This is a genomic window from Deltaproteobacteria bacterium IMCC39524 (assembly GCA_029667085.1).
GTDB lineage: Bacteria > Desulfobacterota > Desulfuromonadia > Desulfuromonadales > BM103 > M0040.
The window spans coordinates 150,001-173,160 of the sequence record JARUHJ010000006.1; the positions used below are offsets into that span (position 1 = coordinate 150,001).

Sequence of the window (23,160 nt, forward strand, 5' to 3'; positions counted from 1 at the left end):
GATTGCATCGGCTTTCCGGAAAGGACAATCAAGCCCGTTCATAAACACGCGACCTTCAAGATTGACCACGGCCACGGAAATGCCTGCAGCCGTCTCATAAACGCCAACGCCACGCCCTGGAGCCCCTTCGGGATAGTTGGCCGGCCTTAGGAGCGCCGGCTCCTGATCCAGACAGACCAGCCCGTCACGCTTGTCCCAAACATGATTCCCGGTCGTCAGGACATCGACCCCTAGATCAAAAAGTTCACTGACGACGTCCGGTGTCAGGCCAAAGCCTGCAGCAGCATTTTCACCGTTGGCGATCACCAGGTCGATCATATGCTGATCAACCAGGCGAGGCAGCAGATCACGGATGAGTTGTCGCCCGGGGCGACCGATAATATCACCTATAAAAAGGATTTTCAAAACAACTCCAGGGTCTAAAAAGGGTCAGCAAGAGAGGGAAATGGGGAAATGGCATAAGCCATCTCCCCATATCAAGCATTTCTTGTGCGACCGGTATGACTCGTTTATTTAGCGTAGTCAGTTGCTCGCGTCTCACGAATGACGTTGACCCTGATCTGGCCGGGGTAGGTCATTTCGTCCTCGATCTTGCGAGCGATATCTTTTGCCATGACATGCGACTGGTCGTCTGAGACAACTTCGCTTGAGACCATCACGCGAATCTCGCGTCCGGCCTGGATTGCGTAGCAGGAAGTAACGCCGTTAAAGGAAGTGCCGATCCGCTCAAGATCATCAAGTCGCTTGACGTAGGTTTCGATCATTTCGCGACGTGCGCCAGGCCGCGCACCGGACAAGGCGTCGGCAGCCTGGACCAAGACGGCAAGGATCGTATCCGGTTTTTCATCTTCATGATGAGCGGCTATGGCGTGGACGATCTCCGGGGACTCACCATACTTGCGGGCCAGGTCCCCACCGATAACGGCATGCGAACCTTCAATTTCATGGTCAACAGCCTTGCCGATATCATGCAGCAATCCAGCGCGCTTGGCCTGTTTGATATCGATGCCAAGTTCAGCGGCCATGATGCCACAGAGGAACGAAACTTCGAGGGAGTGCTGCAGGACATTCTGGCCGTAAGAAGTCCGATAGCGTAGTCTACCGACCAACTTAACAATCTCTGGGTGGATGCCATGTACACCGACATCAAAGGTGGCCTGCTCTCCCGCCTCGCGGATCGTGCCTTCAACTTCCTGCTCGGCCTTCTTGACAACCTCTTCAATGCGTGAGGGATGAATACGACCATCAGTAATCAGACGCTCCAGAGAGAGTCGGGCTACTTCCCGGCGAACAGGATTGAAACCTGAGATAATCACAGCCTCAGGAGTGTCATCGATAATCAGATCAATACCGGTTGCAGCCTCAATCGCGCGGATATTACGTCCTTCACGACCTATAATCCGGCCCTTCATCTCGTCACTGGGCAAGGCCACGGAGTTGATTGTCTTCTCAGCGACATAGTCTCCCGCATAGCGTTGAATCGTCAGCGAAAGGATCTTCTTGGCTTTCTTGTCGGCGCTTTCCTTTGCCTCGTCCTCAATCTGCCTGATTAGTTTGGCCGCATCGTGGCGGGCCTCACTCTCCATCGCGATGATGAGTTGCTGTTTGGCCTCTTCCGAACTCAAGCCGGAAACTTTTTCCAGTTTGACACGTTGCTCTGCAATCAGGGCCTCAACCTCATCGGTTCGCTGCTGAAGGTTACGATCACGGTCCAGCAGGGACTGCTCACGACGTGTCAGATCCTGATCACGGGTTTCGACCTGCGAGACCTTGCGATCCAGGTTCTCCTCTTTCTGCACCAGCCTTTTTTCCTGGGACTGAAGCTCTTTGCGTGACTCTCGAACTTCATCTTCCCAAGCGGCCTTTGCTTTAAAAACAACATCTTTGGACTGAATCTCCGCCTCTTTGCGGATAGTCTCAGCCTCTTTTTTCGAACTCTCGACGATCTGCGCTGCTTCACGTTCAGCGTTGGCCAGCTTGGACCCCGAAGATTTGCTTCGGAGTACCACGCCGAGGACACCGCCAACGACCAAACCGGCAACCAGGTAAATTATCATTTCTGTATTCAAAGCCGTCACCTCCCTAATTGGCATTATTTTCGTTAAACGCCTCCGACCACTTTAGCAGTCAACAGGCGGAAAAGTTTAAGGTTTGACTCTCCGTAAACAACATGGAAAGCGTCTCATCATAGTCTGTCGCTGGCAGTTCTTCGACCAGCTGAAAATCATAAGCAAAGCCAACCTTTATGCAATGACTCGGGCATTTTGCCAGGGCACGGTCATAATAACCTCGCCCGTAGCCAAGCCGATGCCCCCTTTGGTCAAATGCGACACCGGGGACAACGATCAGATCCAACTTCTCGACCGGAACCAAATTACAGCTTTTCGGCTCCTTCACACCAAAGGCACCAGAGACCAGTTCCGAGGGGCTCTCAATGAGGACAAACTCGAGGTCATCTCCACTCACCCGCGGGAAGACCAGAGATTTACCACTATCAAGAGCCTGCCCGACGATTTCGTCAGTGCTGACCTCGTTATGAATGGCGCTGTAAAGAGCCAGACATCGGGCCTCACGGAAGAAACCTGAGCACATAAAGCGCCTTTGAATTTCTGAGCTCGAATCGGCACAGATTTGACTTGAGCGCGATTTACGCTCGGTCAGAAAATGTGATCTTATGGATCGCTTGGGCATGGCAGAGATCCCGTGATTCGAGATCTCCGGACGGAAGGATTCAGATAGTGGAAGGGCTATAACGACGCGACAAGTCGCATCAAATCATACGAGTCGGGTTGTCCACAAAAAACACACGGCGACCAGGTTTAAGTCGTTGTCTGCTCTTAACAAAAGATTCTGGAGTTCCTGGATTCATAAATATTGATGCAATCTGTTTCACGTTGTTTTTTTTCAAAACGCCCTGTTCGGGCGGCAAGACCATTAGCCAATCTATCGTAAAATCTCCGTACGGAGATGCTTTTTTAACAAAGCAAACTAACTTTTGGGATCTATTGTAGCACTTCTAACCCAAAGCTGCTTCTATCTTTTCTATCAACTGCCCCAGGCGCTGCCTTTCTGCTTCCGAGCTGTCGGGCGCAGGCTCACCGCCAAGATGTGCCGCGGAGACGTTGAGCAAAGCCAGAAGCGCCGCCTGCAAAGAATCAACAGCACGACCGCTTGATGTCACCTGGGAAATCTGATCTTCAACAAACCGGGCTACCCGGTGAACCTGTTCGGGGGGCGCGTCACTTTTGAGATTAAATTGCTGGCCGAGAATGGAGACCTGGACGCTCTGCTTCATTTATTCTTCCCCTCAAGGCGCTCAAGTTTATCCAGCAACTTGTCCAACTCATCGGTAACCCTGGAGCGGTCTTGCAGCAAGCGATCACGTTCTGCGGTCACTTCCAGATTGCGTTCCTGCAGGTCGGCACGGTCAGACAACAGCCGATCAACAAGTTTTTCAAGCCGCTTAATCGCTTCCAAGGCCACTTAAAGCTCCCCCTTCAGAATAACATTCAGCCTAGGTTAAAGAATACAAAAAGTCAAGCGATCTCAATTGTTAGCGAAGAGTGCTGCAACAAACACATCAGCATCAAAAAGACGCAGGTCTGAGACACCTTCACCGATCCCGATTAAACGTACGGGCAACTCTAGCTGTGAGCTGATAGCCACAACAATTCCCCCCTTGGCAGTTCCGTCCAACTTGGTCAGCGCAATACCCGTCACATCCACGGCGTCCTGGAAGGAGCGCGCCTGGATCAGGGCATTCTGACCGGTGGTGGCATCAAGAACCAGCAAGGTCTCATGAGGAGCTCCGGGGATTTCACGATCAATAACCCGTCGAACCTTCTTTAGCTCCTCCATCAGATTGACCTTGGTGTGTAAACGTCCAGCGGTGTCGAGGATCAGGACATCCGCATTGCGGGCCACAGCCGCCTTGGCTGCATCAAAAGCTACAGCACCAGGATCCGAGCCTTCGGTATGCCGAATAACCTCGGCACCGGAGCGTTCGCCCCAGACTTCAAGCTGTTCTGCAGCAGCAGCACGAAAGGTATCACCGGCACCGAGAACCACCTTTTTCCCCTGGTCGGAGAACTGTTTGGCCAACTTGCCGATTGTCGTGGTCTTACCAACACCGTTGACGCCGACGACCATGATCACCAGCGGGCCACTCTCCGGGACAGGCCACTCCGACGAACCGGTTTTCAAGCGAGCGCGAATTTCTTCACCAAGCACATCATGCAATTGTGCAGGTTCATTTGGATCGATCTCCTTGAGCCGTCCGGCCAGAGCCTGCACCAGGTCCTGAGTCGTCTGCATACCGAAGTCCGCAGTAATCAGCAACTCTTCCATCTCTTCAAGGAATTCCTCATCAAGGCGGCCATGGCTGCCAAGCAGCTCATCCATTCGCCCGACCAGCGAACTGCGGGTTTTGGCCAACCCTTGCCGCATACGCTGGTAGAGACTGACAGGCTCCCTTTCAACAATCTCTACGACAGCCACTGTTTCTGGCTCGGCGGCAACCGGAACTTCTTCAGCATTGGCCGGTTCAGAGGGCTCAACGACTTCAGCACTTTCTGCAGACTCGCCAGCCGCTTCCGGAGTCTCCATAGGAGCCTCTTCCTGAGGCTCAGCAGTCGTTTTCTGAACCCGCAGATTTCTTCTCAAAAGCAGGACAACGATGCCGAGAGCACAGCATGTCAGCACCAGGTAAATCAATGCCAGCGCAGCCATCGGGCCATCTTCGGGTGCGACGCCAGCGGCGACGAGAAAGTCAGCAATTTTTTGTAACCAGAGTTCGAAGTTCATAACCTGTCCTGACGTAGATAAAAAAACAGCCTGTTATAGAATCATCAACAGACGGCTTAAGAGTGAATATTTAAAGAGTAATCCTGCAGCTCTGTCTCTCGTCATAATTTTAGGCAATTTCCTGATAGAGCGCCTGAATACAGCGCCTGGCTTCCAGCAGTGCCCGACCCAACATGTCGGAGCGGTCCAGAGTCAACACCAGATAATAGTCTTCAGTCACCGGCATGATAACCGTCTGTGCCTGCTTGGTTGTGATCACGATCTCTTTAAGATCGTCATCACCGAGCCGATCAACCACGTCCCGCATGCTATGGAGAATGACCCCCTTGTGTGCGCCAATCACCTTGAGGTCGTAATCATCCATGATACCGACCTGATCGACTGACTCACCTTCCCAGTCAGCAATAATCGCCCCCTGGGCTCCGGGGACACGCTCTACCAGTGCATTCAACAAGGGCTTGAAAGGCATGACTTAAGCGACCTCTTTCATGCACACAGAGACAAGCTTTGACATTCCGGGCTCCTCCATGGTGATACCATAGAGGTTATCTGCAATTTCCATGGTCCGTTTGTTGTGGGTAATGATGATGAATTGTGACGTTTTGGCCATGGTCGCAACAATTTCATTGAAGCGCCCGATGTTGGCGTCATCCAGTGGGGCGTCAACTTCGTCAAGCAAACAGAACGGAGACGGCTTGATCTGGAAGATTGAGAAGATCATGGCAACGGCTGTCAAAGCCTTTTCTCCGCCGGAGAGCAAGGTCACATTCTGCAATTTCTTGCCGGGAGGCTGTGCAACCACCTCGATGCCAGTCTCGAGAAGATCGTTTTCATCGGTCAGGACCAGTTCAGCCTGACCGCCGTTAAAGAGTTGCGGGAAGAGCACCCGGAAGCGCTCATTGACCAGGTCAAAAGTTTCCCGGAAACGTTTGCGAGTGGTTCGGTTGATCTTGGAGATTGCGGCCTGTAGGCCCTCCAGAGAAGTCTGCAAATCCTCCTGCTGCTCACTCAGAAAGGTGTAACGCTCTTCAAGCTCCTGGAACTCATCGATAGCCATCAGGTTGACCTCGCCAATATCATCGATGCGCCTCTGCAGATAATCTCGACGTTCCACAGCAGCGACCTCATCAAACGCCGCATCAAAGCTGTCGGCCACCTCTGGATCGGTCAGATCTATCCTGTGTCGACCCAGGAAAGCCTGCTGCATATGTTCGATTTCAAGCTGCAACTCTCGACTCTGCATCTGCCGTGAAGCCAGACCTTCTCGCAACTCCTGAGCCTTTGAGCGAAGTTGCTTGAGTTCACCCTCGCGACGTTCAATTTCCTGACGACTCTCTTCAAAGCGTTCCCGTAAACCGGCAAGGGAGCCTTCCTGTTCAACACGCTTGCGATAGAGAACCTCCATCTCCACTTTCAGCTCTTCAGCTTCACGACGAAGGGCGGCCTGCTTCTCAACTCCTTCAACAGCGTCCTGGTTGAGAGCAACCTGTCTCTGGCTGAGTTCCTCCCGCAAGCGGCCAAGGCGCTCAAGAGAATTACGACTGCTCTCTTCACGCTCTCGCAGACTTGCCAGGCTGACCTTCAATGTCGTCACGCCCTGACGCGCCTCGTTGCCCTGCTCTCGCAAGGCCTGAAGTTCCTTCTGCAAACGGGTGACAAGAGCTTCCAGTTCGCGTTTCTCGCCTTCGCTCGAAACGCGCGTGTCCGTAGAGGTCCGCAGAGTCTTCTGCAAAGTCTCATGTTCCTCGTGGAGTTGCTCTTCCTCGAGGCTGAGAATTTCGATGCGTTCTTGAAGCCGGGTATCTTCCTGCTGTAAGCCATCCAGGTCTTTACGACTATCAACCACGCGAATGTCCTGATGGTGCAGCTCCTGCTCAGTGCGCCGCAGGGAAATTTCAGTCGCCTGGGCTTCATCACGCAGGGTTTCGCGGCGCTGGTTCAGTGAGTTCACCTCGACATCGAGGGTTTTCACCTGTTTTTCCAGCTCCTTCATTTCCCGCTTCTTATGCAGCAACCCTTGGTCAAGTGCCTGACGACCACCACCTGTCACCTCGCCACGATGGGTCAGGAGGTTGCCATCCTCGGTAACGAGGGTGACACCAAAGGGCAGCTTCTGCGTGAAATAGCCAGTCAGGTCATCAACCAGATAAGCCCCTGAGATCAGTCGGGACACAACCTCCTGGAAGCCACTGCGACCCTTCACCAGGCCAACAAGAGCTGTTCCGCCCGGCATCTCCGGTGCGTCGGCCGCCGGGCTTTCTGGCAGCAGGAAGGTACAACGCCCTTCGTTGTCGCTCAAGTAGGCCAACGCCTGCTGGGTGCTCTCCAGGTTTTCGGGCAGCAAAGCCTGGACACGTTCGCCAAGAACAGCCTCGATAGCCGCCTCGTAACGTGCCGGGACATCGAGGATATCGGCAACCAGACCCTTCATTCGGGCCTTGTGCTGTGCTTCAGAGAGCAGCGCCTTGACGCCGCGACCGTAGCCTTCCAGGTTGCGTTCGAGTTGTTGCAGGGATTCTAGCCGGGAGCGTTGACGGCTCAGCTCTTCACGACGCTGCAGCAGTGCGTTCTCGACCTGCTCGACCTGCTCCTTGAGGAGAACCTGATGTTCCTGCAGCTGTTGACGCTGTACAACCAGATCGCCACGTTCTTTCTCAATAACTTCAAGAGTGTCCGCCAGGCTGCTGCTGTTATTCTGCAGACGCTCAAGCTGGCCGGTCACCGCAACAGCCTCCTGTCGATTACGCTCGCTCAGGTCGGCGAGAACGGCAAGACGCCGATCGGCTTCTTCCTGCTGGCTGCTCATGCGGGTCAGTTCAGCGAGCAGGTGATAAAGCTTCTGTCTCGCCTGCTCCAACTGACGGCCAAGGCTATCTTCCTGCTCAGTCAAATCAAGGAGGACCTCTTCGCTTGCCGCCAGCCTGGCCTCTTCCTCGGCAAAGATACGGCTTTGGTCCTGCTGGTTTTGAAGCAGGTCCTCCTCCTCCTGTACAGAGGAGGAAAAACGCCGTTCGCTATCGGTCAGCTCGACAGCGATCTTTTCCTGCTGACGATCAAGAGTCTCTATTTCTTTCGCACCGAATTCCAGACGGCTTTCAATACGCTGGATCTCAGCGGTCAGATGAAACACCCCGGTCTGGCCCTGGGTCGCTTCCTTATCACGCTCGGCATGAGTTAAACGTGCCTGTTCAAGATCAAGCTCCGCCTGCTCAAGGCGTCGGGTCGCGCTGTCGACCTGTACGGTTTGCTCTTCAGCAGAGCTGCCCACCTGCCGGGCCCTTTCACTCAACTCCGCATGCTGCCGTAAACCAAACTGCAGTTCCAGACCACGCAACTCTTCGCGGAACTCACGGAAACGTTGCGCCCTTTGAGCTTGTCGTTTCAGACTGTTCATTTGCCGCCGCACCTCGCTTACGATGTCACCGAGACGTAACAGGTTCTGACGGGTTGCATCTATTTTTCGGAGAGCGGATTTTTTACGGGCCTTGAACTTGGTGACGCCGGCGGCCTCTTCGATCAGGCTGCGGCGATCTTCGGGCTTGGCATTGATAATCATGCCGATCTTGCCCTGCTCAATGATCGAATAGGCGCGGTTTCCCACACCTGTGTCCATGAAAAGTTCTGTGATATCGAGAAGACGGCAGGAGGACTTGTTCAGCAGGTAATCGCTCTCACCGTTGCGGTAGAGGCGCCGGGTGATCTGGATTTCCGAATATTCACGGAATGCTGCCGGTGCCAGACCGGAAGAATTATCCATAATCAGGGACACTTCGGCCATACCGAGAGGCTTGCGGTTTTCACTCCCGCCGAAGATAACATCTTCCATCAATTTACCGCGCAGGTAGCGGGCGTTCTGTTCACCCATGACCCAGCGAATTGCATCAACAACATTACTCTTGCCGCAGCCGTTCGGGCCAACAATCGAGGTAATGCCATCGTCGAAATCGAGGACGGTGCGCTCGACAAACGACTTAAAACCTGTAATTTCTATACGTTTTATTTTCATTGGGGAGTCGATACTGAAAGGGCGATTGCAGCGCCCAGACCCTCTAACAAACTGTTCAATTCATCGTACCCAGGCAGAATCCACAGACGGGCAGTAATTAGCCGGAGATGTTAGCAAGCTATGCCAGCGGAGTAAAGGAGATTTAATACCTGCTGAGCATGGTTTTTTCACCTCTGCGCAGAGCAGCCTCGCAAACCCGCAACAACTGTGTTAAGAAGAGATTATGACTCAATGGCAAATCAATCTACGGGAAGAAAATCTGCTTCTGCACGAAGCGCTGGCGCTGAGGGTTCCAACGGCGCCTACCGCATTTCTGCGCCAGCTCTGCAAAAAGCAGCGAGTCTCCGTTAACGAGGACACAGCCGAAGCAAGCAGGCTCACCCGCGTCGGCGAGACGATTGCTGTCAAAAACTCACAACGCTGGCTTGAATGTATCGAAAAACTTCCTGTCATGCCCGAGCAGATCCTCTACGAAGACTCAGACTCTATAGTTCTCAACAAGCCAGCCGGCCTGGCCATTCATCGCGCTGTGGGTCATGAAGACAATCTCCTGCACCGCGTTCAGGATTTTTTATCCCTACGCAAAGAGAACTTTCAGGTCTCACCTGTCCATCGTCTCGACATAGGGACCTCAGGGGCGGTTCTGTTTGGCAAGGGTCGCGCGGCAATCAGCAAGTTTGGTCAAATGTTGATTGCGGGCCAGTTCAGCAAAAGGTACCTGGCACTGGTCAGCGGCAAGCTCATCGAGTCCGGAGAGCTTAACAGTGAAGTTCCAGCCAAAGGTAAGATTAAAGAGGCGTTGACCAGATACAAGCCGCTGGCCTCAACAGAAAACTACACTTTGCTGGAGTTAAAACTCATCACCGGCCGACACCATCAGATCAGACATCAGCTGGCAGTCTCGGGCCATCCCATCGTTGGCGACGTCCGTTATCGAGGGGAAGTCATTAATGAGCTTGACCGACCCTTTTTGCACTGCCAGCAGTTGACCTTTCCCCGGTCAAGTGATGAGCGGGCGACTACCGTCAAAGCACCCTTTCCGGAAGGCTTGACGGCATTGCTGGTAGCCCTGCAGTTTGCACCGGAGGCGTTGGAACTGTAATGCGTCAGAGGTTCACTGAACCTCCGACAACAAAAAGAACGATAAATTACGCCACGGCTTAAAAATACAGTTATAATGACGTACATCCCGTTCCTTCAATCTGATTCTCTTTAGGAACTGTTGACGCCAGTTTCAATTTCAACATAAATAACAGGTTTCACACCCAAATGCCCTCAACCAATCTACAGAGCAAAAGAGCACTACATCAGCGCACAGCAGCAAGAACAGCGCTTTTCTACTCTATTTTCGCCTGCCTCTGGATTTACTTCTCCGACACTATTCTGGGGTGGTTCATTAGCGACCCGATCCAACTGACACAGGCCCAGACCATCAAGGGCTGGTTGTTTGTGGGAGTAACGGCAAGCCTGCTTTATTTCTATCTGGCTCACAGTCTACAGAGACTACGCAAAAATGAAGAAGCGCTCGAAGAGGAACGTGACAGAATTCAGGAGGAGATGCAGGATCATATCCATCAACTCAACACCCTCTTCGATTCGATGAACGCCGTTATCTACGTTGCCGACCTGGAGACCTACGAACTACTTTATGTGAATCGCTTTGCCGTCGATTTTTTCGGTCCGGATTGGCAAAAGCGCAAATGCTATCACTACCTGCAGGTCAATATGGATCAACCTTGTGAGTTCTGTACCAATCCACAACTCCTCGACAATGGCGAACCCGGCGATCCGGTGGTGTGGGAGTTTCTCAACACCAAAACGAAACGTTGGTACGAATGCTTCGACAAGGCCATTCGCTGGACCGATGGCCGGCTGGTTCGTCTCGAGGTCGCTCAGGATGTGACCGAGCGCAAGGAGTTAGCAAGGATCAAGGATGAGCTTCTCTCGGCGATGAGTCACGAAATGCGCACACCGTTGACTGCGATCAGCGGCTTTGCCGAACTCCTGCAAGGGGAACAGGATCTTTCAGAGCAGCACAGACGGCACATAAACATTATCTGCCAGGAGACAGAAAAACTAACGGATCTAATCAACAGGTTTCTGGATATCAGGCGACTCAAAACAGACCGGACACGGATCGATTATGAATACCTGTCTATTCGAGAGTTGTTGGAAAAAGTGCAGGCCAATACCCGCGACTGCAAGAAGCATCACGTCATCCAGATCAGCTGCCAGACAGAGGCAGCGATCTACGGCAACCGCAAAGAACTGAACCAGATCATCATACAACTTCTGGAGAACGCCTGTCGCTACTCTCCACAGGGAGGCAAGATCAACCTGACGGCGCAGAGCAATGAACGAGAGGTCTCTATCCGTGTCACTGACCAGGGTGTTGGCATTCCAGAGCATGAGCTGAAATCAATTTTCTCGCCGTTTCACAAGCTCGACACAGGTGATACACGCGAAACAGGAGGAGTGGGTCTCGGACTTTGCCTGGCCAGAGAGATTGTCATTCTACATGGCGGCACGATCAATGCCGAAAGCAAAGTCGGCGAAGGCAGCTCCTTCACGGTTCTCTTGCCGCGATTATCGGAGCAGGAGGCCTTCCTGGAGACCCCTAAGACGATCGCTGAGGACTCATGACGGATCAGCCCTCGCAACCTGTACAGAGCAAACGCCTGCTTCTTTACAGCATCTTGACCATCGCCATTCTGGCAGCGGGCTCGATTGCCTATTTTCTTTTCACCTTTGATCTCAACAATTACCGTAAAAATGCAGAGGAAGAGCTTTCGTTCCTGCTGTCTCTACCCGTTAGCCTGGGAGAAATCAGGTACAACCTGCAGAATGCCAACCTGGCCCTACATATCGACGGGTTACAGCTCGGGGATGAGAGCTCAAAGTTTCGGGTTGAGACAGAAAAGGCCCTGCTGACTCTGCGTTGGAGGGGGCTCCTTGAGCGCGAGTTCGAGTTTGGCAAAATCAGTCTGCTACAGCCGCAAGTCCTCATCAAAACGGCAGCCAACAAACCTCCCGGCGACAATAACCACTCACAGCAAGCATCACAAGAAATTGACCAGGAATTTTTACAGATATTCAGCATAGCAGCCCTGGAGGTCATCGACGGCACCTTGGTGCTTGAGTCAGAAGAAACCGATCTGACGATTCAACGCTTCGAGTTCAGCGAGTTCAATGCGGAGGTCACCGACGTTCGGCTCAACAATACATTCCAGTTTGACATCAAAGGGCAACTATCTCTGCCCACCCAGGAGGGAAAAAGCCCCTGCCGGCTACAAGGGGAAGGCGGCTTGCGAATTGACGACAGCCAGAGGCTGGAGCCCTATTTCGACTTCGACCTGGAGGCAAAAAATCTTGAACTCGCAAGCCTCCGAGAGGCCATGGCCAAACAAGCAAATAAAGAGTTCATCAAAGGGACAAGTGATCTATACCTGCATTTAGCAGGGACTCCAAGTGAAGAGGTCGATTTTCAAATCAGCCTATCTTCAAACAACATGACCATACATCCCAATACCGATGACGCGGAGCCGATTCCCCTGAACAATCTGATCGCCAATGGCCGTTTGCATCTTCAGGGAGAGCACCCCGGTATCAAGGGCCTTTCCTTACAGGTCGATGACTCCAGGCTGGCTGGAGAGCTCAACTGGTCACCACGGTCAGAGCCCTTCTCGGCAAGGGTTACAATTTTTAACGGCAGCCTGCCAATTCCAGCCATCAAACGCTGGCTTCCGGGCAATCAGAAAGCTCTGCAACAAGTTCGTCAGCAACTTAAGGAACAAGGCTTCGCAGAGATCAGGCAGGCGCAGATCCTCTTCCAGGAGAAACGCGGGCAAGGACAAGAATGGTACCTTGAGACAATCCAGGGAACTTTATTAAATATCGGCTGGACCATGCAGAAAGGTCCTGATGCCGAGCTCGAATCCTTAGCCTTCGACATAAACGGCGACAAATGGCAAATCGATAATGGCAAGGGCAGGCTCGGTTCGACCCAATTGACCATCGAGGGTGCCGGTGAACTCGGCACAGAGAATCTGGTTCTATCCAGGCTGGATGTGAACGGAAAGATGCAGATTGAAACTTTCCTGGAAGAGTGGCAAATCCGGCAGGACCTTGTGCAAACAAGTGGCGAGATCGAGATAAAAGGTCACATCGAAGGGCCTCTGGACCGACTCAACCTGGACCTGCAGGCCGACCTGTCGCAGCTCAACATCAAACACTCTTCAGGGCTTGAGTTACCGCCTAGCGCAGAAGACCATTTGGCGCTGCACAGCACTATAACACCGCAAAAGATCAGCCTCGACCATGGTTCTCTTACCTGGTCCTCCCTCAAAGGACATGTCTCGGGCAGCTACCTGCCAGAAGAACCAGAAAGTCTTGCGATTGATGCCCTCCTGACCCTTAACGAACTTGCTCACGTGACTGACAGCTTACCACTTCTGAAAAAGCTGCAACTGCATGGCCAGGCTGATCTGAGCATCAGTCAACGTGGGCGACCACAAGACAATCGCCCAGAGATGATTCTGACCTTGCGTGATGCCGGGTTGCACGCGACGAGATTCATTGCCGACCTAAGCCATATCAACGGGCGCATCAAATTCACTGAAACCGGCATGCTCGCCGAAAATCTCCAGGTTCACCTTGGCAAGTCGCCCCTCACGGTACAGGCTCAGGTCATCGACTTCGCCGAACCACGCCTGCTTCTCGATGCAAAAGCGAAAGCGATCCACGCCAGCGACCTGATCTTCAATTCCGAAAAAGCGCTGCTGCGTGATGTTGATGGTCACCTGGAAATCGACCGTGACGGGCTTACTTTTGCACCCGTTGATGTTCGTCTCGATGGCGGGACGAATGCTTCGGTACAAGGAACGATTTCTTTCCATCCGCCTTATGATGTATTGCTCGAAATCACCTCCGATTTTGCCAACGTCGGCGAGATCGTCGGATTATGGACAGGCCACACTACCAAGCCAAAAGAGCACTTCGAGGCAGAAGACAAGAGTACTCAAGCAACGAGTCGCGTCAAAATCAAGGCACAGGCAAAAAGCGGCAATTTATACGGAATGAATTTTCACAACGCGACAGCAACAATCACGCCCACCCGCGAACGCCTGATCATCCACCCTCTTCACTTCTCGGTCGGAGACGGCTCCTGCGATGCACAGGTGATCACAGACTTTTCGACTATTGACCAAGCGACCATGCTGAGAGTCACGGGGCATGCCGAGGACGTGGATGCTCTTGAAGTCTACCGTGAACTGCTTAACCAGAGGAATATTCTGCGCGGCAAACTTGACGGGGACTTTTTCATCAACGGCGAAATCGGTGCTCGCTACCTGCCCTCGTCCTACGGCAATTTCAATATTCAGGTTCATGACGGCGTCCTGCATGAATTCCCGGTGTTGAGCAAGATCTTCTCCCTGTTGAATGTCTCCCAGTTATTTGCCTTGCAACTACCAGACATGGATTTAGAAGGCATGCCGTTCAATAAACTGACGGCCCACTTCAAACTGGATAAAGGCATCCTTGCAACAGAGGATTTAAAAATTGAAAGTGAGGCGATGAACCAATCGTACCAGGGGGAGTTAAATCTGGTGGACAAGACTGCGGATTATTCTGTCGCTATTCATCCTCTCGGCACGGTCGACAAGATCGTCTCAAGAGTCCCGATCGCAGGGTGGCTCTTAACCGGTGAGGACAGGGCGTTACTAACCGCGCATTTTTCGGTAAAAGGTAAATTTGGCGATCACTCTGTCAGCGCAATGCCACTCGACACACTGACTGAGCCGACCATTGGCTTACTAAGACGGGCGCTAGGGTTACCCTTCAAACTGCTCGAAGATCCTCAGATCCTCTGGGGAGGAGATGGCACCAGAAACGAACCGGAAGAGAAGTGATTCAGCCCTTCGTTCCGACATGTACAGCGGCAATACCGCCGGTCAGATCGTGGACCTTAACATCGACAAATCCCGCGTCCTGCATCATCGCCTTGAAACTCTCGCGATCAGGAAATTCCATTACAGAATCAGGAAGATACTGGTAGGCGCTGCGCTGGGAGATCAAACCGCCCAAGCATGGCAATACGCGCAGAAAGTAGAAGTGATACACAGCACGGAAGAAGCTGTTGAGAGGGGTCGCAAATTCGAGGATCACCGCCCGGCCACCCGGCTTGAGAACACGGACCATCTCGCTGAGGCCTTTCTGACGATCGACAACATTGCGGATACCAAAGGCGATAGTAATGCCGTCGAAGATCGCGTCCGGATGCGGCATCGATTCGCAGGGTGCATTAACCAGCAGGATTCGATCGCTGTAGGGTGATTCAGCGGCCTTGTCCCGCCCCAGGACCAACATCCCCTGGGTGAAATCGGAGCCGACTATCTTGACCGAAGAATCAGTCTGACGACCGATCTCCAGAGCCACATCCCCGGTACCGGTTGCGATATCCAGAACCATCCCACCTTCAGGCACAGAGAGTTGCCGTACGGCAAAGCGCCGCCAACGCCGGTCGATTCCCAACGACAGGAGCCGATTCAGAAGATCGTAGCGTGGTGCGATCCGATCGAACATGTCGCGGATACCGCGACCTTTATCAGTGAGTTTGGTCATCAGCCTCTTTGCCTCGCCTATGGAAACGCCGGTTATGTAACACGCTGACGGCCTTCATGTCAGTAAAAATGTCCAAACAAAAGTCCCCATCACCAAGATAGATCTCCATGTGACGACGACTCAATCACAAAGTTCGCAAAGATCTTCCATACTGCATCCGGTAACATCCTATAACTAAAAGGATGATACCGCAAAAGGAGTTTGACGCCCTCACCTGCAGCCAGAGTCAAAGGCAAAGGAAAGTGTGCCCAGGTAATAATGACAAGGTTGTACCTTTACCTCTGTCACAAACCGTCCATAATGTGCGACCATCGCAACACGATAAAATTCGAAACCTTCCGGGAGCCTTCGTGACAGATAAAAACCTCCAGTTATTACCCATCGCAAGCCTGATTCTGGCCATGCTTCTCTGGGCCAGCTCTTTTGTCGCCCTCAAGCTTGCCTTCCGTGGCTATCATCCGATGCAGGTTATCTTTGGCAGGATGCTGATTGCCAGCCTTTGTTTTGTAGTTTTCATCCCATCTTTCCGAAAACTCAACTGGCGGCGTCAGGACGTTAAATATCTCTTGACCATGGCTGTCTGCGAGCCCTGCCTTTACTTTCTCTTTGAAGCCAAGGCGTTGGAGCTAACCAGCGCTTCCCAAGCCGGCATAATCACGGCCATGCTGCCGTTGCTCGTCGCAATCCTCGCCTGGGCAACCCTTAAAGAGCAGGTCTCCAGGCAAACCCTGATCGGATTCGGGCTGGCGATTATCGGTGCCTGCTGGCTGGGCCTGACCGGCGAAACAAACCGTAACGCACCCGACCCACTGCTCGGCAATTTCTACGAATTCCTGGCGATGGTTTGCGCAGCAGGCTACACCGTCTCGCTAAAACACTTGACCAACAACTATCCGCCTCTGTTTCTGACAGCTTTCCAAGCCTTTGTCGGTAGCCTCTTTTTCTTTCCCTTCCTTCTGCTCCCCGATGTTGGCTTCCCGGCTCACTGGAGCACTCAACCATTGCTGGCAATCACCTATCTCGGTACTTTTATCACTTTTGGAGCCTACGGTTGTTACAACTATAGTGTCAGTCGTATTCCGGCAAGCCAAGCCGCCGGATTTGTTAACCTGATCCCGGTTTTCAGTGTTCTGCTCGGCATGTTGATCCTTGGCGACACCCTCAACACAACACAATGGTTCGCATGTGGTCTGGTTTTCAGTGGGGTCTGGCTGAGCAACAGGAGAAAAAAGACTCTCCAGCCTCAACCCGAAAGTAAAAGATCTTTATGAGTGGAACGGAAAAACGCTAGAAAGGTGTGCGGGAAAAGTGCCTTTTACTGGCGTCCTGAAGTTTTGCAACAGCTTGAAAAGATTCTTTAAGAAGATCCTGTTCTGTCTTACTCAACAGATGAGGGTCAAGAAAATGTGAGGGTGTTTGACCGGCCTCGATCAGGCCGATCTCATGACGAAGCCGCAAAAAGATCAGAGCTTCAAATGCGGCCCTGATATGTTCTGCCGTTTCCACGGCAAAAACATTTTCGTCGACCAGCTTCTGAAGCCTGTCCATCGTTGAGATCGCCTGAATTCCCCGCTCAAGAGCAAACATCCTGACGCAATCAACGATATAGACACAACCGCCGTACTTGACGGAGAGGTGACCGGCGTTATCGCCGTCCTTCTCCAACTGAAAACGGCCGAGTAGACCGAGTGGCACCTTGTAGCGCAGATCAAGGGTCATCATGTGATAGAGGAACCCCTGGTGAATCTCGATGCCTTTGGTGACAATATCACGCAGATGATGAGCCAATTCCACGTCCCCGAACAATGGTAAAAAATCAAAGAAAATCGATGAATTCCTGACATGAGTTGGCTCCGGATCGAGCAGCCAGCTATTGATCCGCGTCTGCCAATCACACAAACGTCCTCGCCACTCCTGGTTCCGCACCATGACACCACCATCACAAAGTGGATAACCAACCTTAGCCAGGGCACTATTGAGCTTTTCACTGAAGGGGATAAAAAACGCATCAACCTCCGCCTGTCTGGAGTCGGCAAAATCCTCAAAGATAAAGCCGTTGTCCTGATCAGGATATAACAACATCTCCTTGCGGCCAGCACTCCCCATAATCAGGAAGCAGTAACGGATATCGGGAGGCGTCAAACCTTCTTCGGCCATCTCCGCGAGACAAATCTGAAAGGTGCGACGGATGATGGCATGGTGGATATGAGACAGTATCTCCATAACCTCGGGGGTGCTGCGTGTTTCAGATAGCAACGCGCGCGCGACACGCACCATCTCCTTGTGAATGGAAGCAAGCCCCTCGATAGTCGCCTCTTCCTTAATATTCCCTAGCAGAAGCAGTGCTTTCTGCGAGCGATAACGCAGCAAGTCCCTCGGCGTGATAACGCCGACCAACTGTTCACGATCGACAATAGGCAGGTAATTCAAACCGTGCCGGGTCATGTATGCCATCGCTTCGTACATGTAGGTTTCAGGAGTCATGGTTTTGGGCTTGACGCGCATGACATCCTTGACCACCAGCGACTCTGTATCGACATTTTCCGGAGCAAGCACCTTGGCGACGAGATCGCTGCCTGTGACCACACCAACAGGCGTATTTCGTTCATCAACAACGACCAGGAAACTAACATTGTGCTCGGTTAATTGCCGTGCAACTGCTTTCACAGTCACGTCCGGAGAGCAAGTCAACGCAGGCGAAGTCATGATCTCAGAGAGTCGCTTTTTAAAAGGAAAGGCCTCCATCTGGTTCAGTGCAGAACCGGAGTGCTCCGTAACAATTTCTGAATAGAGCTTACGAACCCGTGAAAGGACTGCACTGGTAAAGAAGGTCACCAACTGCGGATTATCTTTTTGCAAGCGCAGGAGAATTTCGGCAGAGATGAGATAACAAACCGTGGGCTTGACTGTCCGTGCGCCGCCGGCATAAGGCTCGCCGGTAAATATCGGCGTACCACCAAAAAACTGTCCTTCCTTGCGATAATCAACCACCATGTCGATCCCACCCGGTGAAACTAGGGTGATCGTAATCAACCCTTCCTTAATAACGTACAGGTAGCCTGTGGGTGAATCGTTCTGCTTGAAGATGTCATGATTGGCCGGATATTTTTTCAGGACAGCAGCTTCTCGCAATTCGCCAAAAACAGATTCAGGGAGATCTCTGAACGGTTCTGTTTCCTGTAATTGTTTAATCAGAGGCATAGGATATAAGCGCACAATTGAAAGAGAGAGGTTAACATCTGGGGATTAATTTATCATCAATCGCACAGAGAGAGCAATCCCTTAGGAGAGTCAGAACACTTACTGTAGAAAGTGAATGGCAAACAGGAACTCTGCAGCAGGCAGGGGAAGATAGCAAGAGGACATTCAGGTCAGGTTACGGGGAACATAAGGGGAGTGCCAGCCCAACTTGGAGGAGATTATGCCGCAGGTATCAAACATAGGACTGATAATCTGGCTTTCGATAACTTCCTGAGAAAGACGGTACTCGGGCCCGACGACACAGAGAACGCCGTGGAGTTTACCGCCGCTGCCAAAGAGCGGTGCGGCCACGCTGGCAATACCTTCTCCGAGGGCTCCGGAATCCAGTGCATAGCCCTGGCGACAAATATTTGTAAATTGACTGATATCTTCGGGAGCTCCCTGAGCAGGCTTTAGACTCTGGCCATTCTTCATGGCCAAAAGGACCTGACCGGCGGCGGTGGTCTCAAGGGGAAAACGTTTACCAACCAGAGAAACTATTTTAACCTTCTGGGTGGTATCAACCATATCCAGGAAAAGAACTTCCTTACGACGACGTACGGCAACATAGACAGCTTCATTGCACCCTCTGGCCAGACGTTCGATAAGGGGTTTCGCATGTCTCAAGAGGCCCATGCGAGAAAGAAACTTCTGGCCGATTTCATAGGCAGAAAGACCCAGTCGGTATTTGCCGGATTGCTCCTCACGCTCAACATAGCCACGGTTTTCAAAAGTTGCCAGTAAACGAAAAACGCTCGTCTTGTTCATGGCAAGCTTTTCACTCAGCTGACTGATGCGTACATCGTCATCAATTTCACTGAGAGCTTCCAGAACATCGAGAGCGTTTTCAACAGCCTGTATAGAATAGGATTCCTTATCTCTGGAGGGCACGTGTAACTCCTTAATGGAATCAAAAAAAACAGAAAACGAACTAGCTGACAACCAAAATAATACGCTGTTTTATTATTGTCAACAGTTTGCTGAAAAAAGTTTTCAAATTGACCCTGTTTGAGGTTGTAAAAAATCCCATTTATTGGGTGTTTCACTCCCTAAAAAACTATTTCTTGCAAGCTAATAGGCCAAATTAAAGAGAGTAAACCAAAGCCAGTCAGAGATTTTAAAAATGGTGTTTTAAAAGAAGAGGAATCTCAACATAAGGAGCTTTTCTTCTAACGGGACGGGTCAATCAGGCGATCGATGATTGGTTGATCGGCAGGAAGGATCGAGAATCCCGGAAGTTCGCTTGGATATAGCCAGCGATGTTCGGCAACGCCCAGATTCCGGATAGCCGAAGTAAGCAGTTGACAGGAATAAGCGAGAACCAGGACAGGTCCCCATTCATAGCGGTGAAACACCACTTCAAATATCTTAAGAACCTTAATTTCAGCGTCTAGCTCCTCACGAATCTCTCGACAAAGTGCTTCTTCGGGGCTTTCGCCGGGGTCAACCTTGCCGCCGGGGAATTCCCACAACCCAGGATGACGTTTATCATCCGGTCGTCTCGTGATCAGGATCTTTTCACCGTCGGAGATGACTGCAGCAGTCACCAGAAGAGGCATTTCAAAAGAAGCATCATGCATAGAGTCACAATAGCAGAAATAATCACACAAAAGCTATCATCAAGAGCCACCCATTAATCTTCCATAGCTTGGGAATTCGGGCCTCATTTCCTTGCTGAAGAAGAATGATCGTGTTAGTTTGAAATGTTTTTTTTGCTCCATAAATCCCCTCACATATTTTTAAGGAGATCATCGTGTCCGTCTACGAAATCAAACATCCCCTGGTACGCCACAAACTCGGCCTCATGCGTGCAGACGGCATCAGCACCAAGGATTTTCGCGAACTTGCCTCGGAAATTGCCAGGTTGTTGACCTACGAAGCAACCAACGACCTTGAGATGAAAAAAGAAGTGATCAAAGGCTGGGCAGGTCCGGTGACCGTAGATACCATCAAGGGCAAGAAGATCACTGTCGTACCAATCCTGCGCGCCGGTCTCGGCATGATGGACGGAGTTCTCGACCTGATTCCAAGCGCCCGCGTCAGTGTTGTAGGCCTCTACCGCAACGAAGAAACTCTCGAACCGGTTGCCTATTTCCAGAAGTTTACTCGGCACATTGAAGATCGCACAGCCATGATCCTTGATCCGATGCTGGCAACCGGAGGCAGTTTAATCGCCACCATCGACATGCTTAAGGAAGCCGGATGCAAGAGAATCAAGGGCCTCTTCCTGGTGGCGGCGCCTGAGGGGATTGCGAATCTGCAGGAGAAACATCCGGATGTTGACATCTACGTAGCAGCAGTCGATGAAAAGTTGAATGAGGTCGGCTACATTATTCCAGGCCTCGGTGATGCCGGCGATAAAATTTTCGGCACCAAATAATCATAAAGAGGAGCAGATATGTCAGATAGCCAGCAGCACTACCGCATCAGTCTCAACCCGAAAGAAATAGTCATTGGTGCCCAGATGCTTTTTGTCGCATTTGGCGCACTGGTCCTGGTGCCCTTACTCACGGGCCTCAACGCTAACGTTGCACTCTTTACAGCAGGCGCCGGAACATTAATTTTTCAGGTTGTAACCAGGGGAAAGGTTCCTGTTTTCCTGGCGTCAAGCTTTGCCTTTATCGCGCCGATCATCTACGGTGTTCAACAATGGGGCATCCCCGGCACCATGTGTGGCCTGCTCGCTGCGGGTTTCCTTTACGTCATCATCAGTTTCAGCATTCGTATCTTCGGTTCTGACATCCTCCATAAAATTCTGCCCCCGATTGTTACCGGTCCCGTCATCATGGTTATTGGACTGGTCTTGGCGCCAGTTGCCGTACACATGGCTTCAGGACGCACGGGGGATGGCTCGGCATGGCTGGTTCCGGAACCAACAGCCTTCATCATTGCCGGAGTTGCCCTGGTAGTCACGGTACTTGTCTCACTGCTCGGCAGAGGTCTGTTTCGCCTGATCCCTATCCTTTGTGGCATTGTAGCCGGATACCTGACAGCCTTGGTCCTCGATGCTACGGGAACCTCGGCAGCCTTCCAGGCGAGCTTTGACCCGGGCACCCTGCAAAATTGGACCGGCCCTACCCTAGTCTCCATGCAGAAGGTTTTCGCTGCGCCCTGGCTGGCCGTGCCCGACTTCACTCTACCCGTCTGGAACCTGGAAGCCATCCTCTTCATCGTACCGGTGGCCATTGCACCGGCCATAGAACACTTTGGTGACGTTCTGGCGATCGGTAGCATCACGGGAAAAGATTACGTTGACGACCCAGGCATCGACAAGACAATGCTCGGCGACGGCCTTGCTACCAGCATGGCTGCACTACTCGGCGGCCCCCCCAACACCACCTACTCTGAAGTCTCCGGGGCTGTCGCCCTGACCCGCTCCTTCAACCCGGCGGTCATGACCTGGGCAGCAATTACAGCTATCCTGCTTGCCTTCGTCGGCAAACTGGGGGGCTTCCTGAATACCATACCTGTACCCGTTATGGGTGGCATCATGGTTCTACTTTTCGGTGCGATTGCCGTCATTGGTATCAACACCCTGGTCAGAGCCGGCACAGACCTCATGCAACCACGCAATCTGACGATTGTTGCTGTCATTCTGGTTTTTGGTATTGGCGGCATGAGCTTCGACCTGGCAGTTGTCAAGCTCGGCGGCATCGGACTGGCAGGAATTATCGGGGTTGTTCTCAACCTGGTTCTTCCGCAAGCGAGAGATTAAGCGCGGGACAAACAGACTCAACAAAAAAGCACCCTCATCGAGGGTGCTTTTTTAATTCAATCTTTGCTCACAGAGAAGCGACAAGAAAGATCACGAGCTATCGACCATTGCCGGCACAGGACAAAAAGTTTCTCCTTAACGTTCTCTTATAGCGGAAGCGTCGAAACCAGCTTTTTAAGAAACCTTGGTTTACGTTCTTCTGGTTGGATCTGATCGACAACTTCCCTGCGAATGTTGCCATTCGCATCGATAGTGATTTTCAGGTCTTTCTTTTCCATGTTGCCCCCCGACAAAACAAGTCAATCTGATTAAGCATTAAAATCGGCTAAACTGAACCTAAATCTCAGTCTAATTCTGGAACAAAAGGTCATAACTTTCAATATAACCAACGGACCAGCTAGCTATAACCATAGTTATACTCAAGTCGCACTACTTATACATTAACCGTCGAAGACAAGCGGTACCATGGACTCACTAATAGTTCCTTGCGTGTTAGCCTTTTTTTGTAATAATCGAGACTGGATCTGACAGACAGTGCCTGGTTTTGTCCTACGCCTCTGCATATTAAATATCCCTAGGTGATGTAGGAATGAGTTGCAAGGGGATTAATAATAAATGATCGCAGTAGGTCTGAGGTTTTCCTGTTTTTCGTGACTTGTGGGAAATTACAATCACAATCATTTTAATCGGGTGCAGTCAACATGGCGTTGGTGAATCTATTTCCATTGATAAGCTTGACTGTTCAAATCTCATCAGTGAACAGTAGTGTTCTGCC

At 51.8% G+C, this 23,160-nt stretch carries 19 protein-coding genes (1 of these 19 only partly in view); 6 read left to right on the forward strand and 13 right to left on the reverse strand.

Annotation, left to right across the window (positions count from 1 at the left end; genetic code table 11):
- The 8 genes from P9J64_15015 to smc form a co-directional block, all read right to left on the reverse strand.
- Positions 1-405, reverse strand: partial view of a TIGR00282 family metallophosphoesterase gene (locus tag P9J64_15015; protein ID MDG5469631.1) — the 5' portion only. 378 nt of this gene lie to the left of the window's left edge; the window shows 405 of its 783 coding nt (coding positions 1-405); the start codon lies at positions 403-405; its stop codon lies off the left edge, out of view.
- Between the two features lie 104 nt (positions 406-509).
- Positions 510-2,069 (reverse strand): ribonuclease Y, encoded by a 1,560-nt coding sequence (gene rny / locus P9J64_15020; GenBank protein ID MDG5469632.1) that lies wholly within the window; start codon positions 2,067-2,069, stop codon positions 510-512.
- A gap of 58 nt (positions 2,070-2,127) precedes the next feature.
- Positions 2,128-2,691 (reverse strand): 5-formyltetrahydrofolate cyclo-ligase, encoded by a 564-nt coding sequence (locus P9J64_15025; protein MDG5469633.1) that lies wholly within the window; start codon positions 2,689-2,691, stop codon positions 2,128-2,130.
- A 325-nt stretch (positions 2,692-3,016) separates the two neighbouring features.
- Positions 3,017-3,295 (reverse strand): cell division protein ZapA, encoded by a 279-nt coding sequence (gene zapA / locus P9J64_15030; protein ID MDG5469634.1) that lies wholly within the window; start codon positions 3,293-3,295, stop codon positions 3,017-3,019.
- A complete protein-coding gene (locus P9J64_15035; GenBank protein MDG5469635.1) occupies positions 3,292-3,483 on the reverse strand; it encodes a cell division protein ZapB in 192 nt (63 codons plus the stop codon). Before P9J64_15035 ends, zapA begins: the two co-directional genes overlap by 4 nt.
- 63 nt (positions 3,484-3,546) lie before the next feature.
- Positions 3,547-4,803 (reverse strand): signal recognition particle-docking protein FtsY, encoded by a 1,257-nt coding sequence (gene ftsY / locus P9J64_15040; protein ID MDG5469636.1) that lies wholly within the window; start codon positions 4,801-4,803, stop codon positions 3,547-3,549.
- A gap of 109 nt (positions 4,804-4,912) precedes the next feature.
- Positions 4,913-5,272, reverse strand: coding sequence for a roadblock/LC7 domain-containing protein (locus P9J64_15045; GenBank protein ID MDG5469637.1), 360 nt, complete (start codon positions 5,270-5,272; stop codon positions 4,913-4,915).
- Positions 5,273-5,275: 3 nt separating this feature from the next.
- The gene (gene smc, locus P9J64_15050) at positions 5,276-8,809 is read right to left on the reverse strand and encodes a chromosome segregation protein SMC (protein MDG5469638.1); all 3,534 of its coding nucleotides are present in this window, start codon (positions 8,807-8,809) and stop codon (positions 5,276-5,278) included.
- A gap of 223 nt (positions 8,810-9,032) precedes the next feature.
- Here smc and P9J64_15055 point away from each other — a divergent pair, with 223 nt between their 5' ends.
- The 3 genes from P9J64_15055 to P9J64_15065 all read left to right on the forward strand — a co-directional run bounded on the left by P9J64_15055 (position 9,033) and on the right by P9J64_15065 (position 14,718).
- The gene (locus tag P9J64_15055) at positions 9,033-9,911 is read left to right on the forward strand and encodes an RNA pseudouridine synthase (protein MDG5469639.1); all 879 of its coding nucleotides are present in this window, start codon (positions 9,033-9,035) and stop codon (positions 9,909-9,911) included.
- Positions 9,912-10,078: 167 nt separating this feature from the next.
- Positions 10,079-11,452, forward strand: coding sequence for an ATP-binding protein (locus P9J64_15060; protein ID MDG5469640.1), 1,374 nt, complete (start codon positions 10,079-10,081; stop codon positions 11,450-11,452).
- Complete coding sequence (locus tag P9J64_15065) at positions 11,449-14,718, forward strand: AsmA-like C-terminal domain-containing protein (protein MDG5469641.1); 3,270 nt, start codon at positions 11,449-11,451, stop codon at positions 14,716-14,718. The genes P9J64_15060 and P9J64_15065 overlap by 4 nt, the downstream gene beginning before the upstream one ends.
- A 1-nt stretch (position 14,719) precedes the next feature.
- On the opposite strand, the gene ubiE is transcribed toward P9J64_15065, so the two are convergent.
- On the reverse strand, positions 14,720-15,430 hold the full coding sequence (gene ubiE / locus P9J64_15070) for a bifunctional demethylmenaquinone methyltransferase/2-methoxy-6-polyprenyl-1,4-benzoquinol methylase UbiE (protein ID MDG5469642.1): 711 nt from the start codon (positions 15,428-15,430) through the stop codon (positions 14,720-14,722).
- Positions 15,431-15,780: 350 nt separating this feature from the next.
- Between ubiE and P9J64_15075 the strand changes: the two genes are divergently transcribed.
- Complete coding sequence (locus P9J64_15075; protein ID MDG5469643.1) at positions 15,781-16,701, forward strand: DMT family transporter; 921 nt, start codon at positions 15,781-15,783, stop codon at positions 16,699-16,701.
- Positions 16,702-16,717: 16 nt separating this feature from the next.
- Here the strand turns inward: P9J64_15075 and P9J64_15080 are convergent, their stop codons facing one another.
- From P9J64_15080 to P9J64_15090, 3 genes are all read right to left on the reverse strand, one after another.
- Positions 16,718-18,631, reverse strand: a complete 1,914-nt coding sequence (locus P9J64_15080; GenBank protein ID MDG5469644.1) for a putative nucleotidyltransferase substrate binding domain-containing protein — start codon at positions 18,629-18,631, stop codon at positions 16,718-16,720.
- A 165-nt stretch (positions 18,632-18,796) separates the two neighbouring features.
- Positions 18,797-19,561, reverse strand: coding sequence for an IclR family transcriptional regulator (locus P9J64_15085; GenBank protein MDG5469645.1), 765 nt, complete (start codon positions 19,559-19,561; stop codon positions 18,797-18,799).
- Positions 19,562-19,839: 278 nt separating this feature from the next.
- Positions 19,840-20,250 (reverse strand): (deoxy)nucleoside triphosphate pyrophosphohydrolase, encoded by a 411-nt coding sequence (locus P9J64_15090; GenBank protein ID MDG5469646.1) that lies wholly within the window; start codon positions 20,248-20,250, stop codon positions 19,840-19,842.
- A 173-nt stretch (positions 20,251-20,423) separates the two neighbouring features.
- Here P9J64_15090 and upp point away from each other — a divergent pair, with 173 nt between their 5' ends.
- Entirely contained in the window at positions 20,424-21,050 is a 627-nt protein-coding gene (gene upp, locus P9J64_15095; protein ID MDG5469647.1) for a uracil phosphoribosyltransferase, read from the forward strand.
- An 18-nt stretch (positions 21,051-21,068) separates the two neighbouring features.
- On the forward strand, positions 21,069-22,385 hold the full coding sequence (locus P9J64_15100) for a uracil-xanthine permease family protein (protein MDG5469648.1): 1,317 nt from the start codon (positions 21,069-21,071) through the stop codon (positions 22,383-22,385).
- Positions 22,386-22,531: 146 nt separating this feature from the next.
- Here P9J64_15100 and P9J64_15105 read toward each other — a convergent pair whose 3' ends face one another.
- The gene (locus P9J64_15105; GenBank protein MDG5469649.1) at positions 22,532-22,663 is read right to left on the reverse strand and encodes a hypothetical protein; all 132 of its coding nucleotides are present in this window, start codon (positions 22,661-22,663) and stop codon (positions 22,532-22,534) included.
- Positions 22,664-23,160: the final 497 nt, after the last annotated feature.